Origin of the sequence: Sediminibacterium sp. (genome assembly GCF_051861365.1) — a bacterium.
Lineage (GTDB): Bacteria > Bacteroidota > Bacteroidia > Chitinophagales > Chitinophagaceae > Sediminibacterium.
This window is the reverse complement of the sequence record NZ_JBHYCW010000013.1, coordinates 40,510-54,710: the sequence shown is the minus strand read 5'-3', so window position 1 is coordinate 54,710 and position 14,201 is coordinate 40,510. Positions and strand designations below refer to the sequence as shown.

Annotated in this window: 13 protein-coding genes and 1 tRNA gene; 9 read left to right on the top strand and 5 right to left on the bottom strand. The window is 39.5% G+C overall.

Features of this window, described 5'->3' with window-relative positions:
- Window positions 1-89 precede the first annotated feature (89 nt).
- Window positions 90-800: a GLPGLI family protein gene (locus ACTIEV_RS07900; protein WP_322195072.1), complete on the top strand. Its 711-nt coding sequence runs from the start codon at window positions 90-92 to the stop codon at window positions 798-800.
- On the opposite strand, the gene ACTIEV_RS07895 is transcribed toward ACTIEV_RS07900, so the two are convergent.
- From ACTIEV_RS07895 to ACTIEV_RS07885, 3 genes are read right to left on the bottom strand one after another with little or no spacing between them, the layout of a single operon-like run.
- Window positions 787-2,700 carry an OmpA family protein gene (locus tag ACTIEV_RS07895; RefSeq protein WP_322195070.1) on the bottom strand — a complete coding sequence of 638 codons (1,914 nt, stop codon included), beginning with the start codon at window positions 2,698-2,700 and terminating at the stop codon, window positions 787-789. The genes ACTIEV_RS07900 and ACTIEV_RS07895 overlap by 14 nt on opposite strands.
- 50 nt (window positions 2,701-2,750) lie before the next feature.
- Complete coding sequence (locus ACTIEV_RS07890; RefSeq protein ID WP_322195068.1) at window positions 2,751-3,404, bottom strand: 7-carboxy-7-deazaguanine synthase QueE; 654 nt, start codon at window positions 3,402-3,404, stop codon at window positions 2,751-2,753.
- 10 nt (window positions 3,405-3,414) lie between these two features.
- Window positions 3,415-4,299: a bifunctional 5,10-methylenetetrahydrofolate dehydrogenase/5,10-methenyltetrahydrofolate cyclohydrolase gene (locus ACTIEV_RS07885; protein WP_322195066.1), complete on the bottom strand. Its 885-nt coding sequence runs from the start codon at window positions 4,297-4,299 to the stop codon at window positions 3,415-3,417.
- A 325-nt stretch (window positions 4,300-4,624) separates the two neighbouring features.
- On the opposite strand from ACTIEV_RS07885, the gene ACTIEV_RS07880 reads away from it, so the two are divergent.
- Window positions 4,625-4,930 carry a DUF3467 domain-containing protein gene (locus tag ACTIEV_RS07880; RefSeq protein ID WP_178887761.1) on the top strand — a complete coding sequence of 102 codons (306 nt, stop codon included), beginning with the start codon at window positions 4,625-4,627 and terminating at the stop codon, window positions 4,928-4,930.
- Between the two features lie 8 nt (window positions 4,931-4,938).
- Here the strand turns inward: ACTIEV_RS07880 and radC are convergent, their stop codons facing one another.
- On the bottom strand, window positions 4,939-5,628 hold the full coding sequence (radC, locus tag ACTIEV_RS07875; RefSeq protein ID WP_322195064.1) for a RadC family protein: 690 nt from the start codon (window positions 5,626-5,628) through the stop codon (window positions 4,939-4,941).
- A 73-nt stretch (window positions 5,629-5,701) separates the two neighbouring features.
- Between radC and ACTIEV_RS07870 the strand changes: the two genes are divergently transcribed.
- Entirely contained in the window at window positions 5,702-6,655 is a 954-nt protein-coding gene (locus tag ACTIEV_RS07870; RefSeq protein ID WP_178887757.1) for a ribose-phosphate pyrophosphokinase, read from the top strand.
- Window positions 6,656-6,907: 252 nt separating this feature from the next.
- Window positions 6,908-7,498 carry a 50S ribosomal protein L25 gene (locus tag ACTIEV_RS07865; protein WP_322195062.1) on the top strand — a complete coding sequence of 197 codons (591 nt, stop codon included), beginning with the start codon at window positions 6,908-6,910 and terminating at the stop codon, window positions 7,496-7,498.
- 160 nt (window positions 7,499-7,658) lie between these two features.
- Here ACTIEV_RS07865 and ACTIEV_RS07860 read toward each other — a convergent pair whose 3' ends face one another.
- On the bottom strand, window positions 7,659-8,948 hold the full coding sequence (locus ACTIEV_RS07860; RefSeq protein ID WP_322195060.1) for a sensor histidine kinase: 1,290 nt from the start codon (window positions 8,946-8,948) through the stop codon (window positions 7,659-7,661).
- A 74-nt stretch (window positions 8,949-9,022) separates the two neighbouring features.
- Between ACTIEV_RS07860 and pth the strand changes: the two genes are divergently transcribed.
- The 5 genes from pth to ACTIEV_RS07835 all read left to right on the top strand — a co-directional run bounded on the left by pth (window position 9,023) and on the right by ACTIEV_RS07835 (window position 14,136).
- Window positions 9,023-9,598: an aminoacyl-tRNA hydrolase gene (gene pth, locus ACTIEV_RS07855; protein WP_322195057.1), complete on the top strand. Its 576-nt coding sequence runs from the start codon at window positions 9,023-9,025 to the stop codon at window positions 9,596-9,598.
- Between the two features lie 129 nt (window positions 9,599-9,727).
- Entirely contained in the window at window positions 9,728-10,339 is a 612-nt protein-coding gene (locus tag ACTIEV_RS07850) for a fumarylacetoacetate hydrolase family protein (RefSeq protein WP_322195055.1), read from the top strand.
- 28 nt (window positions 10,340-10,367) lie between these two features.
- Window positions 10,368-12,431: an alpha-ketoacid dehydrogenase subunit alpha/beta gene (locus ACTIEV_RS07845; RefSeq protein WP_322195053.1), complete on the top strand. Its 2,064-nt coding sequence runs from the start codon at window positions 10,368-10,370 to the stop codon at window positions 12,429-12,431.
- A 45-nt stretch (window positions 12,432-12,476) separates the two neighbouring features.
- A tRNA-Met gene (locus ACTIEV_RS07840) sits at window positions 12,477-12,550 on the top strand.
- Window positions 12,551-12,915: 365 nt separating this feature from the next.
- Window positions 12,916-14,136, top strand: coding sequence for a glycoside hydrolase family 5 protein (locus ACTIEV_RS07835; protein WP_322195051.1), 1,221 nt, complete (start codon window positions 12,916-12,918; stop codon window positions 14,134-14,136).
- The last annotated feature ends 65 nt before the right edge of the window (window positions 14,137-14,201 follow it).

Sequence of the window (14,201 nt, the reverse complement as noted above, 5' to 3'; positions counted from 1 at the left end):
ATGTCAGCAAAAAAATAATGGATAAAACAGGTATTTATACATAGGGAATTACCTAATTAGTCACTAAATTCAAATTCTAAAATTTTAGAATGCGTAGGGTTATTGCTTGGTTATTTTTCTTAATGATCTACACAAGTGTGGATGCGCAGCGAATAGAAAAGCCATTTGTGATTGAATATAAATCGGGGTATCTGACATTAACAGATTCACTTCAGGTAAACCTATTAACAAAGCCTAAAAAATATCATCCCTTGAAAGACTTTGAAATCATTGTAACAGGTGATATAGCATTTGTAAATTTTTTCGAATCCACAAGAGATCGAAATGCGAAAAAGCTAGGTGCAAATTTTCGAAATAATAATACCTATACTGATTTTAGTCAACAGAAAGAATATCATCAAATCCAAAGGCATGAATTAAATAATCAGAGACTTTTAGTGGAACGTAATTTCCCTGCATTACAATTTGATATGTACCAGGATTCTATAAAAATTCTCGGATATACTTGCTATAAGGCAATGCCTGCCAAGAATAATTATCTGAATGCAGTGGTATGGTATACACCGCAAATTCCTTATCCGGTATCTAAACATGGGTTTACGGGGTTACCCGGTGCGATTTTAGCCATAGAAAGTTTCTCACATGGAATCAGGTATGTGTCTATTGCTTCCTCTATCAGACCCGAAAGTAGAATTCCAAAGAAACCTACTAAAGGTTATCCTATTTCCGGAAAAGAGTATGTTGAAATGATGAATAAAGTGATTCCGGAAAATGTAAGAGCTGCTTTTACAAACCAGTAATGGTAAAGCTCGTTCTTCTGTTTTTAGCCCTGCCTTCTTCGGTAGTATTGTCTGCAACCGGTTGTGTATCGCCATAACCTTTGAATGATAATCTTTCTAAGTTAATTCCTTTACTCACCAAATAATCAACAATAGATTTTGCACGGTTGGTAGAAAGTGTCAGGTTATCTTTTGTATTACCGATATTATCTGTATGACCACTGATCTCTACTTTCAATGTTGGATTATCATTCAAGACCTGTGTCAATTGTGCCAGCTCTGCCAAACCATTCTCCGGTAATGCATAACTATTGGATGCAAACAAGATATTATTAAATACAAAGCTCTCATTCAGTTTCACCGGTTTCAGCGCAATATCTTTTTTATATACACTATCGGCTTCTTTTTTACTCAATGCATACAATTCACTATAAAACAAATAACCTTTTCGATTCACTGTAAATGTGTAATCTTTTCCGGTAGGAAGTGTAATAAAATATTCACCCAGCTCATCAGTCTGTACACGCATCAATACCACATCATTATTGTTGTCTGTTAATTCAACAGTAGCCGGTACTCCTTTTTGGGTATTGACATCTGTTACTTTTCCTTTTACATACAAAGTTCTATTGGGTCTGATATTTGGTCTTAACTGAAATGCATACAGATCAAGATTACCCCTGCTATCACTTCTGTCACTTGCATAGTATGCTGTGAGTCCATCTGCTGAAACCGCAAGACTACCTTCATTTTCAATGGTGTTGATGGGGTAGCCAAGATTTTCCGGATTCCCCCATTCTCCTTTTTCATTTTTGCGCAATACAAAAAGATCTGAGTTGCCATAACCGGGTAGTCCATCCGAAGTATAAAATAATGTTTGATTGTCTGCATGAATGAAAGGTGAAAATTCATCACCTGTAGAGTTGATAGTAGGTCCCATATTGATGGCTTTACCCCACTTGCCATTGGGTTGTCTGATGGACATGTATAAATCTCTTCCGCCATAACCACCCGGACGGTTACTACTGAAATAGAGCACCCGTTTATCGGGACTGATAGAAGGAGAGCTCTCCCAAAATTCAGTATTGATGGTTGGACCCAAGTTTTCAGGTTCGCTCCAGCCTTGTGGTGTGTATTGAGAGAGATAAATATCATACCAGCCCAAACCTCTTCCGGAGAAATCACCCGCAAACAATAACCATTCTCCATCCTGCGAAACAGTGATAGCACCTTTTCTGGGTTCTAGATTGATATCACCATCTATGAGTTGTGCTTTACCAAATTTTTTGTTGGTGATGGTGCTCTGCATAAAGTCTTCACGTTGATCACCGGTTCTTCTGGTGAATACCAATAAACTATCTGTGACCGTAACCGATGGATAATATTCAGAACGCGGGCCATTGACACTATCTCCGAGATTGATTGGTGCAAACTGGTAATCGGTTACCGGATGTTTGGATGCATAATCAATCGCAAACTGATACGATTGTTTACGATATGCAGCGCTTTTTTGTCCACGTTCACTGATATTCGGAATCGATAAGAAAATATTCACTGCTTTCAATGCCTCTTCAAATCTTCCCAATCCGGCAAGGTTGATGGAATAGGGGAGTGTATAGATGGAAAAGTATACAGGGTCTTTTATTTGTACTTTCTCATATAGATTTACTGAGCGTTGGTATTGTTTTAGTTCACCGAATGCTCCTGCCAATGATAAGTATGCATCTAAAAAATTAGAATCAATATTGATGCACTCTAACAAAACGGGAACTGCCTCTCGTGTAAGCCCGTCTTTTAATAATTGAATGGCATTTTCATAGCGTGCCAATGCTTTGGGCTTTACTTTATCTGCATCATACGTTTGCGCGTATAGACCAGTAACTAATACTATACAACTTAAAAAGAGGATCGATTTTTTCACTGCTGAAAGTTCGGAAAAAAGGGAAGTGTATCTTGTTAAAATTCCAACAATCAGGGAACGTTGATGTATTTATGTGTTTGTAAACTCAATTCCCATTGAGGATGTGCTTTGATATAATCGATGATCAGGGGTAATACTTTTTCTGCTTTATCCCATTCCGGTTGCAGGTATAGTTTGCAGTTAGGGTTTACTTGTGCAGCATAGGTTTCTGCCCATTCAAAATCATGTTTATTAAAAATCACCACTTTCAATTCATGCGCTAATGGTATGATCTCAGGCAAAGGTGCTTTGAACTTTTTGGGTGATAGACATATCCAATCCCAATCTCCGCTCAATGGTGAGGAGCCGGATGTTTCAATATTGGTTTCGAATCCTGCAGCTTTTAATGCATGGGTGAGTTCATGCAAATTGTGCATCAGTGGCTCACCTCCGGTGATAACAGCGAGTTTACCGGGATATTTTTTGGCTTCTGTTACAATATCGGTAACCGATTGCAGCGGATGTTTGGAAGCATCCCAACTATCTTTTACATCACACCACACACAACCCACATCACAACCACCCAAACGAATAAAGTAAGCTGCACGACCCTGATGAAAACCTTCACCTTGGAGGGTGTAGAAAGCTTCCATGACGGGTAAAGAGTTGATATGTGTTTCTTTATTGGTGATATGTTTATTTTTTGACCATAGTCCATGGACCATGGTCTATGGACTATAGACTATGGGCTCTCTGCTCGTAAGCCTGCATCGTATTCTTCAACAATCCTGCAATGGTCATCAATCCTACTCCTCCCGGAACCGGGGTAATAGCAGATGCCTTGGCAGCTACTTCTTCATAAGCAACATCTCCTTTGATCCGAAATCCTTTCTTGGCGGTACTGTCGTCTACGCGGGTGATGCCTACATCAATGATTACTGCACCGGGTTTTACCATATCTGCAGTCACAAATCCGGGTCTGCCTAAAGCCGCAACGATAATATCAGCTTGCAGACAAAGTTCTTTCAGGTTCGGGGTATGTGAATGACAAATCGTAACGGTACAGTTGCCTTGTTTGAGATTGCTACTTAAAAGAATACTCATTGGTCTGCCTACAATATTGCTTCGGCCTATTACGATCGCATGTTTTCCTTTTGTTTCAATTTGATAATGTTCCAGCATCAACATGATGCCGTAGGGAGTAGCCGGTATGAAGGTAGAAAGACCCTGAACCAGTTTTCCGACATTGATGGGATGAAAACCATCTACATCTTTTAAAGGATCAATGGCTTCAATGACTTTTTGCTCACTGATTTGTTTGGGCAATGGTAACTGAACCAAAATGCCATCAATAGAAGGGTTGGTATTGAGTTCGTGTATGGTTGATAATAAGGAAGCTTCATCAATCGTATCTGCTAGTCTGATGAGGGTCGATGCAAAGCCGGTTTCTTCACAGTTTTTTACTTTACTGGCCACATAGGTTTCACTGGCTCCGTTATTACCCACTAAAATGGCTGCCAAATGTGGTTTTCTTTTTCCTTCAGCCGCCAATTGAGCGGTTTTGATTTTGAGGGATTCCTTGACTGCGGCGGCAGCTATTTTACCATCTAATACTAACATGGCGCAAAAGTATTTAAAAGCTGGTATGTAAATTCTTTATTGATACATGTTGATTTTTTTAATGTTTAAACTTTTAATGAATCAATAGCTGTTCGTTTCTCGGAGAGGGATAGATACCGGATAAAAAAAATTGAATAAAAAGGCTATAATTTTTTAGGAAAGGAAAAAAAACGCTAAATTCATTACCAGTTATTAAACTTTTCACTCGTTTTCAGTTTTTATAGTTTATCATGCACATGAGAATGGCCGGTAGTTTTACCGGCCTTCTCCTTTTTATAAAGTACACAACATTAATAGCTTATTTTTGCTCCCTTAAATCATTACAATGGAACAGCAACCCAATCAGTTGAATATTGAGATCAGTGAAGAAATGGCGGAAGGTGAATATGCGAATCTTGCCATCATCACACATAGTAATGCCGAGTTTGTGATAGATTTTGTAAACGTAATGCCCGGCACTCCAAAGAGCCGCGTAAAATCACGCATCATCTTTACACCCATGCATGCCAAGCGTTTCATGAAAGCGTTAGAAGAAAATATCGCTCGTTTTGAAGCCGCTAATGGTTCTATTCAGGATTTGGAGCACATCGAAATTCCCATGAATTTTGGTGGCCCAACAGCGCAGGCCTGAAGAAGGATTCAGAGTTTGCCATGATCTGCAAAGCTGTAATGTCCTTCATTACTTACAATGATATGATCCAATAATCTGATATCGAGTAACAAACTCGCTTCCTTGATTTTTTTGGTGATGAGTTCATCTGCGGTACTGGGATCCAAGTTGCCGCTGGGATGATTGTGACATATCACCATCGATACCGACTCATGCAGCAATGCTTTTTTTAAGATGACACGGATATCAACTACAGTGCCGGTGATGCCACCTTCACTCATGTGTTCGAATGCGATTACTTTATTGCTGCGGTTCAAAAAAAGTACACCAAATACTTCTTTGGATTTGTGACCCAATTTTGCCCTCAGGTAATCAGCAATATCTCTGCTACTTTTGATCACTTCTTTCTTTACATGACTCAAATGTCTGCGCAAACCCAGTTCAAGTGCGGCAGTAATATGAATGGCTTTTGCCTGTCCTAATCCTTTAATCTTCAGCTTACAAAGCGATTGAACAGAAAGTCTACCCATGGTATTCAGATCATGGTTACATTGACGCAGCAGGTCTTTCGCAAGCTCTAATGCCGATTTCCCGGGTATGCCATTGTTGATAAGAATGGCTAATAATTCAGAATCACTGAGGTTTTCAGCTCCTTTATGAAGCAGTTTCTGACGTGGTTGGTCATCGGTAGCCCAATCTTTGATGGTATTTTTTTGCATTGTAAAAAAATTGAAAATTTCAAATGAAAATTTGTGAACCTAATCTCTATCTTCGCCGCTCATTCCTGCAATTATGAATCCATCTGTCAAGATTTTCTCCGGTACAGGATCTCAAGTGCTGGCAGAAAAAATAGCACAGCGTTTCGGCGCCCCCATCGGAAAAATCAATATTCAGAAATTCAGTGACGGTGAATTTCAGCCCATCTTTCTGGAAAGTATTCGCGGCGATTATGTTTTCCTTGTTCAAAGCACTTATGCACCCACCGATAACCTGATGGAATTACTCTTGATGATCGATGCTGCCAAGCGTGCCAGTGCTTATAAAATCATTGCGGTAATACCTTATTATGGTTTTGCCCGCCAAGACCGAAAGGATAAACCCAGGGTCGCAATTGGCTCCAAACTTATAGCAACTTTATTGGAAGCAGCCGGAGCGGACAGGGTGATAACCATGGATCTCCACGCCGCTCAAATTCAGGCGTTTTTTGATGTGCCGGTGGATCATCTAGATAGTTCAGCCATTTTCATTCCATATATCGAGCAACTGAAATTGCAAAACCTCACATTTGCGGCTCCCGATGTAGGAAGTACCAACCGTGTGAGAGAAATTGCGAGTTACTTCAACGCAGAAATGGTGATTTGTGATAAACATCGTAAACGTGCCAATGAAATTGCCAGCATGGTTGTGATCGGCGATGTAACAGATCGTGATATTGTATTGGTAGATGATATCTGTGATACCGGGGGTACCCTCGCTAAGGCTGCAGGATTATTAAAAGAAAAGGGCGCCAGAAGTGTACGTGCACTGATCACTCACCCCGTACTCAGCGGTAAAGCCTACGAAAACATTGAGGATAGTGTGTTGGAGGAGTTGGTCGTATGTGATACCATTCCTTTAAAAAAGGATTCTCCCAAGATCAAAGTGATTTCCGTTGCAGACCTTTTCGCCATTGCCATCCGCAATGCCTATGAAAATAAAAGCATCACCAGCCTTTTCATTCACTCTCAATTGAAAGGGAGAGGCTGAAAAAGCTGCAAGCTTTACGCTTCAAGCTACAAGGTTATTAATATAGCTGTAAATCAATTATTTACAGCTATATTAATAGTCTTTATCTCCTTGTAGCTTGAAGCGTGAAACTTGTAGCCAAAAATCGTCAGATTTTCCCTACCTTTGCCGTCCAAAATTTTAAACATGAAATGAGCCATAATAAATACTGATAAAACCAGTAATCATAATTGGCGAATTCCATGTGGCAAAAAATAAACAAAAAATAAACACATGAAAACAATTACAATCGAAGGACAACTGAGGACCGAACATGGCAAAAAAGCCGCCCGCCAGATTCGCTCTCAGGAAAACGTGCCAGGTGTAATTTACGGGGGTGCACAGGAGATCAATTTCTTTGCTCCTGCAAAGGCTTTCAAGCCTTTGGTTTACACAAGTGAATTTCAACTGGCCGAGGTTAAAGTGGATGGTAAAACCTACAAATGCATTCTGAAAGATCTTCAGTTTGATAAAGTAGAAGACTCACTGATCCATGTTGATTTATTAGAGTTAGTTGATGACAAAAAAGTAGTTGCTACACTGCCACTCAAATTTACAGGTGCTTCTGTAGGTGTGAAAGAAGGTGGTAAGCTGGTTACGAAAATGAAAGCGTTGAAAGTAAAAGCTTTCCCTAAAGATCTGAAAGAAAACATTTCAGTAGACATTACCAATCTCGAACTGAATGGTAACGTCCGCGTTGAAGATGTAAAAGCAGATAATATGGAAATTTTGAACTCTCCACGTATTCCAATCGCTTCAGTAGTTATGACTCGTCAGCTGAAACAAGAGGAAGCAACTGCTGCAAAAGAAGAGAAGAAAAAATAAGTTTAACATACTTATGAAAATAAGAGGCTGTGTCAAAAGTTTGATGCAGCCTCTTTCTTTTACCTAGTCCATAATCTATGGTCCATGGACTATAAGCCATGAACCATAAGCTATCCAACAAACCCCAAGCTGCTTATTTTCTCTTGAGACATCCTCTCTTTTATATCGTAGCAGGAAATGAAACAAAGAAAATGGTGCCCTTGGGTTGATTTTCTTCTACCCAAATTCTCCCTCTATTCTTTTCAACAAATTCTTTGCAGAGTTTTAAACCCAGTCCTGTTCCTTTTTCGTTCAATGTTCCTCTCTTTGAAATAATATTGGCAGAAGAGAATACATGTTCACCGAGCAACTTATCCATTCCATCTCCCTGATCTGCTATCGAAATCATTACTTCATGGTTACGGGTATAATGATGAATATCAATGGAGTGATTTTTATAACTGTATTTGATAGCATTGGAAAGTAGATTCCTCAAAACCAGTTGTAAATGATCAGGATCTGCCCAAATCGGCCCCCCTTCAGATTGTACATTCACCTTGATCTCTTTGTTTTCAAGCTCAGCTTCCATCATGGATAATACCAGACCCATCAGATATTTGAAATCAACTTTTTCCGGTTTCGCCTCAATACCTTCAAGCTGACTATTACTCCATTTCAACAAATTGTCAAGTCCACCTTGTAATTGTTTTACTTGTATGGAAACATGTTCAGTAAGCTTATTAAATTCTTCCGGGGTTAATAGTTTCCTGTTCACTAAGTCCAATGTATTGCGTAGTTGTGCAATAGGAGAACGTAGGTCATGGGCGATGATGGAAAAGAGTTTCTCTTTGGTGGTATTCAACTCTTCTAGTTCTGCATTTTTTTTCTCCAGCTTAAGTTGACTGTCTTGTAATTCCTTCTCGTAAAAAATTTGTTCATATCGATAATAAAGAAGCCCAAGAAAAGCCAGAATCAAAGAGGTGGTCATATTAATGCTTATCCTGTTTTTAGGGAAAGCTTCGTACATCCAGACACTAGTATCAGTGATTCGTATAAAAATAAAACAAAAAATAGTGATTCCGGAAAGAATACTGATAAGTAATGGTTTTTTAAAAATAATATTGATGATTACCAGATTTGTAATTAAGAAGTATTCATTCCCATTTTGAAACTTAATTGCACTTAAACAAATACTCGCAGTGGATAATAGATTTAAGATAATACGAGCTGTTTGAATATATGAATAAAAGTTGATGAGTAAAAAGATCAATCCACCCGTAAAATTCAATAGCAGTAATCCAACGTTCCAGAAATGTCCTTCATACAGATTAATAGGTATAAAAACCAAATTATGAAGCATTCCCAACAAAACACAAAGATTCAAAACCCTTGTTTTCTTTAATTCAATGGGGTCTAAAGTGGCGTGAATACCAAAATCTAATATGTTTCTGATTCTCTGGGGAATGTACATGTCTCAATTCATCAATTACGCCCATGAAAATTAAGTCATCTACTGAGAAAACTCTTTTTTATTTTTGCCCCTCTATGAATAAATTTTTAATCGTCGGGCTAGGTAATATTGGAGATGAATACAAGCATACTCGTCATAACATTGGGTTTGATGTGGTGAGTGCATTTGTGTTAAAGCATGGCGCATTTTTCAAACTAGATCGTTTAGCAGAAGTTGCTGAAGTGAAATGGAAGGGACGTGTATTTATTTGTATCAAACCCACTACTTATATGAACCTGAGTGGAAAAGCGATGAAATACTGGATGGATAAAGAAGGGGTTGATATCAGTCGCACGCTCACCATTGTTGATGATTTGGCTTTACCATTGAGCAAATTAAGGTTACGAGGTTCGGGCTCTGATGCAGGGCATAATGGATTAAAAGATATTCAACTGACATTGGGTACGGACCAATACCCCAAACTTCGTTTTGGTATTGGTAATCAGTTCCCCAAAGGTCGTCAGGTTGAGTTTGTACTGGGAAAGTGGTTGCCGGATGAACAAAAAATTATCCAGTCTAAGATTGAGAAATCTATTGAGATTATAGAGTCATTTGCTACCATTGGGTTGGAGAAAACGATGAGCCAGGTAAATAACCTCAATTTCTTATAATATTAGTCTGTTTTAGACGTTATTATATCTTAATAAGACATTATCATTACCATAATCCCGTGAAAAACATCTTTCCTTTTCAGGAACAGATGTGAAAAGATGTCTGGTTAACATGATAAACTTACACGTATGAAATTTTTTTGTGTGGGCAGGAATTATGCAGATCATGCTAAGGAATTGGGAAATGCAGTTCCAGAGGAGCCCGTTATTTTCATGAAGCCCAAATCTGCATTGCTTCAACCCAATGCCCCTTTTTATTATCCTGAATTTACCAATGAGCTTCACTACGAAGCAGAATTGGTGCTCAGGGTTTCTAAGAATGGTAAATATGTTCAAGAGCATCAGGCATCGAAATATTATGATGCCATTACGGTAGGAATTGATTTTACCGCTAGAGATATTCAGGCAGAACTTAAAAAGAAAGGATTGCCTTGGGAAAAAGCAAAAGCTTGGGATCAATCCGCAGTTGTAGGAAAATGGATGCCTATTCAGCCTGAATTCATGCGCTCACCTATTCAGTTTTCCATGAAGAAAAATAAGGAACTGGTTCAAAATGGTAATACCGCTGATATGATCTTTTCTTGTGATTACATCATAGCACATGTTTCTCAATATTTTTCACTCAATATTGGGGATCTGATTTTTACAGGAACGCCTTCGGGTGTAGGTGAATGTGTAGTTGGAGATGTATTGGAAGGCTATCTAAAAGAAGAAAAAATGTTTGAACTCGAGATCAAATAATCATTAGGAAAAGAAGATCGTCTTATTCATGTTAACTCCGGAATTATTACTGAAAGCATATCAACTCATGGTCACTGCAAAGTCCATGTGTGATACCTATGATGCGAATAGACAGATCTGTAAATATGTACATTCGACTTCTCGTGGACATGAAGCCATTCAACTGGCAACCGGTATGCAATTGTTGCCTTGCGATTGGGTAAGTCCTTATTACAGGGATGATAGTATCATGTTATCCATCGGGTTTCAGCCTTATGAGTTGATATTGCAATTGTTAGCAAAAAAAGAAGACCCTTTTTCCGGTGGACGATCGTATTACTGTCACCCCAGCAGTAGAGATGACAATCGTCCATCTATCATCCATCAAAGTAGTGCCACCGGTATGCAAACCATTCCTACTACTGGATTGGCACAGGGTATACAATATCTGGAAAGAATACAGAGTGATAAGTTGCGCAGAGTTGATGGACAATTACCCATTGTCCTATGTTCATTAGGAGATGGGAGTGTTACTGAGGGAGAAGTGAGTGAAGCTTTACAATTTGCAGCGCTTAAACAATTACCCATTATTTATTTGGTGCAGGATAATCAATGGAGCATCAGTGCTTCTGCTGAAGAAGTAAGAGCCATGAATGCGTATGATTATGCACAAGGTTTTAAAGGATTGAGAAGATGGCAATGTGATGGTAGCGATTTTATTCGCAGTTATGAAACCATGTCAGAAGCCATCGCCTATACACGTGCGGAGAGAAAACCTGCATTGGTACATGCTAAAGTGCCCTTGTTGGGGCATCACACCAGTGGCGTTCGAAGAGAGTTTTATAGAAGTAGAGAAGACTTATTGAAGCATGGATTGTATGATCCACTTCCTAAATTAAGATTATTACTTACCGATGTAGGAATCGCTGAACATGTCATCACAGATATTGAAAAGCAGGCAGAAGAAAAAGTACTGGCAGATTTTCAGCGTGCGCAAGCAGCACCTGATCCTGATCCACGTTCAGTAACAGCACATGTTTTTGCACCCACGCCGGTAACAGAAGAAAAAGGTCAACGTAGTCCAAAGAATGGGGAGAAAGTATTGATGGTAGATGCTGCACTGCATGCCATTGAAGAACTAATGGAAGAACATCCGGAAGCTATTTTATATGGTCAGGATGTTGGAGCTCGTTTGGGTGGTGTATTCAGAGAAGCGGCAACATTGGGTGAAAAGTTTGGAGAACACCGTGTGTTTAATACGGCTATTCAGGAAGCCTATATTGTAGGTTCAACCGCAGGTCTTTCTGCACTCGGTATCAAACCCATGGTAGAAGTGCAGTTTGCAGATTATATCTATCCCGGGTTTAATCAACTCGTAACAGAATTATCGAAGTCCTGCTATCTCTCCAATGGAAAATTCCCGGTAGGGATGGTATTACGCGTACCCACAGGTGCTTATGGTGGGGGCGGACCTTATCATAGCGGAAGCGTTGAAAGTACTTTGTTGACCATCAAGGGTATTAAAGTAGTGTACCCGTCCAATACTGCAGATATGAAAGGCTTGCTCAAAGCTGCATTTCATGACCCCAATCCGGTAGTCATACTGGAGCACAAGGGATTATATTGGAGCAAAGTGCCCGGAACGGAAGATGCGAAGATGGTAGAACCTTCGAAGGATTATCTGTTGCCATTGGGTAAAGCCAATATTGTACTAGCTGCTGATACTGCACGTGTGAAAAAAGGGGAAACCGTTTGTGTGATCACCTATGGAATGGGGGTGTATTGGGCAAAAGCAGCAGCAGCTCATTTACCCGGACAAGTTGAAATCGTTGATTTACGGACCCTATATCCTTTAGACGAAGAAATGATCTTTAATCAGGTCAAAAAACATGGAAAAGTGTTGGTTTTGAGTGAGGAACAGCAAAATAACTCTTTTGCAGAAGCATTGGCATTACGTATTACCAATCATTGTTATCACTTTTTGGATGCGAGGGTAGAGGTAATGGGATCATTGAATTTACCTGCGGTGCCCATCAATCTGGTATTGGAAGCTGCTATGTTACCCAATGCCCAAACCGTTAAAGAACGAATCGCCAAATTGTTGGCATACTAAGCTTGAACCCCTATATTTGCACCCCGTAAATGAAAATTTACAAATGGCGGGGTAGCTCAGGTGGTTAGAGCGTTGGATTCATAACCCAAAGGTCTCGGGTTCAACTCCCGATCCCGCTACGATACGGAGTCTTCATTGAAGGCTCTTTTTTTTGCCCATAACCCAAGGTCTCGGGCCGAGACGATCAGCGAAGCTGATATCTCGGTGCCGACAAGATCGTCGGGATTCAACTCCCGACTTGTAACAACAGCATCGTTGGTATCCCGCTACTTGTCCTACGAAGCTTTAGCGTAGTAGGACTTAACATCAAATTAGAGCCCATAGAACTTGATTCTATGGGCTTTCTTGTGTTTACAAACTACTGTCATTACATCCATAGTTCAGAAGCAATTATATAAAGAAGAAAGACCCATCATTAGCCGATTGAAAGTTATCCGTAATCATTTTTCCAATACCCTCAAATTGTAGTAATTTGATGACTATCATGAAAAAGCTACTGATCTATTTCTTTTTACTGATGCCTGTATTGGTAGGGGCACAACAAAAATTTGTTCATACAAAGGGTCAACAAATTTATACTCCCGAAGGAAAACCTTTCCTCATGAAAGGAACCAATCTTGGGAATTGGTTATTGCCTGAAGGCTATATGTTCAAATTCGACAAAGTTAACGCACCCTGGATGATTGAGCAGGTGTTGCTTGAACTCATCGGTCCATCAGCCAATACCCGTTTTTGGAAACAGTACCTGGATAGCTATATCACCGAAGCGGATATCCGCCTCTTGAAAGAAATGGGATCCAATAGTGTTCGTCTTCCATTCGATTATCGGCTCTTTACCAATGAATCGTACTTAGGAGCAAATGATAGTACCCGCGGATTTTATTATATGGATCAGGTAGTAAACTGGTGTAAAAAATACCAGCTTTATCTATTGCTCGATATGCATGGAGCACCGGGTGGTCAAACGGGAGATAATATTGACAATAGTTATGGTTATCCTTTTCTGTATACCGACAGTGGTTGCCAAGCGCAAACCATTAATATCTGGAAACGCATCGCAAACAGGTATAAAAATGAAACGATTATTCTTGGCTATGATTTGCTCAATGAACCCATCGCTCATTTCTTTGATCAGGATCAATTGAATCCTTTACTGGAACCACTGTATCGAAAAATAGTGGGTGGGATCAGAGAAGTAGACAAAAACCATCTTATTTTTTTGGAAGGCGCACAATGGGCTTCGAAGTTCCATATTTTCTCAAAACCTTTTGACGATAAATTGGTCTACAGTTTTCATAAATACTGGACCGATACCACGCAAGAAGTAATACAGGAATATGTAGACTTTCGAAGTCGATACAATGTCCCCATTTATGTAGGCGAAACAGGAGAAAATAATGATGCATGGATTCTTTCGTTTAGAAAATTGCTGGAGAAAAATAATATCGGCTGGCATTATTGGCCCTATAAAAAAATGGAAAGTACCAGTTGTGTTGTCAGCTTTCCAAAACCGGTAACCTGGGATAGCTTGGTAGCCTATACAAAAACGGTAAGGGTTTCACATGAAGACATTCGAAAGGCACGTCCCAAAAATATGCAGGCGATTCAGCAGGCATTAAGCGATTTTCTCAACTTCATGCAAAACCAATATTATAGTAAAAATTCTGCATATATTACCGGTATTGGTTTAAGGATACAACAATAGGGATAGTTTTAATTAGAGGCATGTTCAACTTATGCGGCTCCGCATTCATCCGTTTATCTAATAAT

Coding starts and splice junctions, on each gene's coding strand:
- ACTIEV_RS07900 (WP_322195072.1), top strand. CDS start 90: ATGCGTAGGGTTATTGCTTGGTTATTTTTCTTAATGATCTACACAAGT.
- ACTIEV_RS07890 (WP_322195068.1), bottom strand. CDS start 3,404: ATGGTCCATGGACTATGGTCAAAAAATAAACATATCACCAATAAAGAA.
- ACTIEV_RS07885 (WP_322195066.1), bottom strand. CDS start 4,299: ATGTTAGTATTAGATGGTAAAATAGCTGCCGCCGCAGTCAAGGAATCC.
- ACTIEV_RS07880 (WP_178887761.1), top strand. CDS start 4,625: ATGGAACAGCAACCCAATCAGTTGAATATTGAGATCAGTGAAGAAATG.
- radC (WP_322195064.1), bottom strand. CDS start 5,628: ATGCAAAAAAATACCATCAAAGATTGGGCTACCGATGACCAACCACGT.
- ACTIEV_RS07870 (WP_178887757.1), top strand. CDS start 5,702: ATGAATCCATCTGTCAAGATTTTCTCCGGTACAGGATCTCAAGTGCTG.
- ACTIEV_RS07865 (WP_322195062.1), top strand. CDS start 6,908: ATGAAAACAATTACAATCGAAGGACAACTGAGGACCGAACATGGCAAA.
- ACTIEV_RS07860 (WP_322195060.1), bottom strand. CDS start 8,948: ATGTACATTCCCCAGAGAATCAGAAACATATTAGATTTTGGTATTCAC.
- pth (WP_322195057.1), top strand. CDS start 9,023: ATGAATAAATTTTTAATCGTCGGGCTAGGTAATATTGGAGATGAATAC.
- ACTIEV_RS07850 (WP_322195055.1), top strand. CDS start 9,728: ATGAAATTTTTTTGTGTGGGCAGGAATTATGCAGATCATGCTAAGGAA.
- ACTIEV_RS07845 (WP_322195053.1), top strand. CDS start 10,368: ATGTTAACTCCGGAATTATTACTGAAAGCATATCAACTCATGGTCACT.
- ACTIEV_RS07835 (WP_322195051.1), top strand. CDS start 12,916: ATGAAAAAGCTACTGATCTATTTCTTTTTACTGATGCCTGTATTGGTA.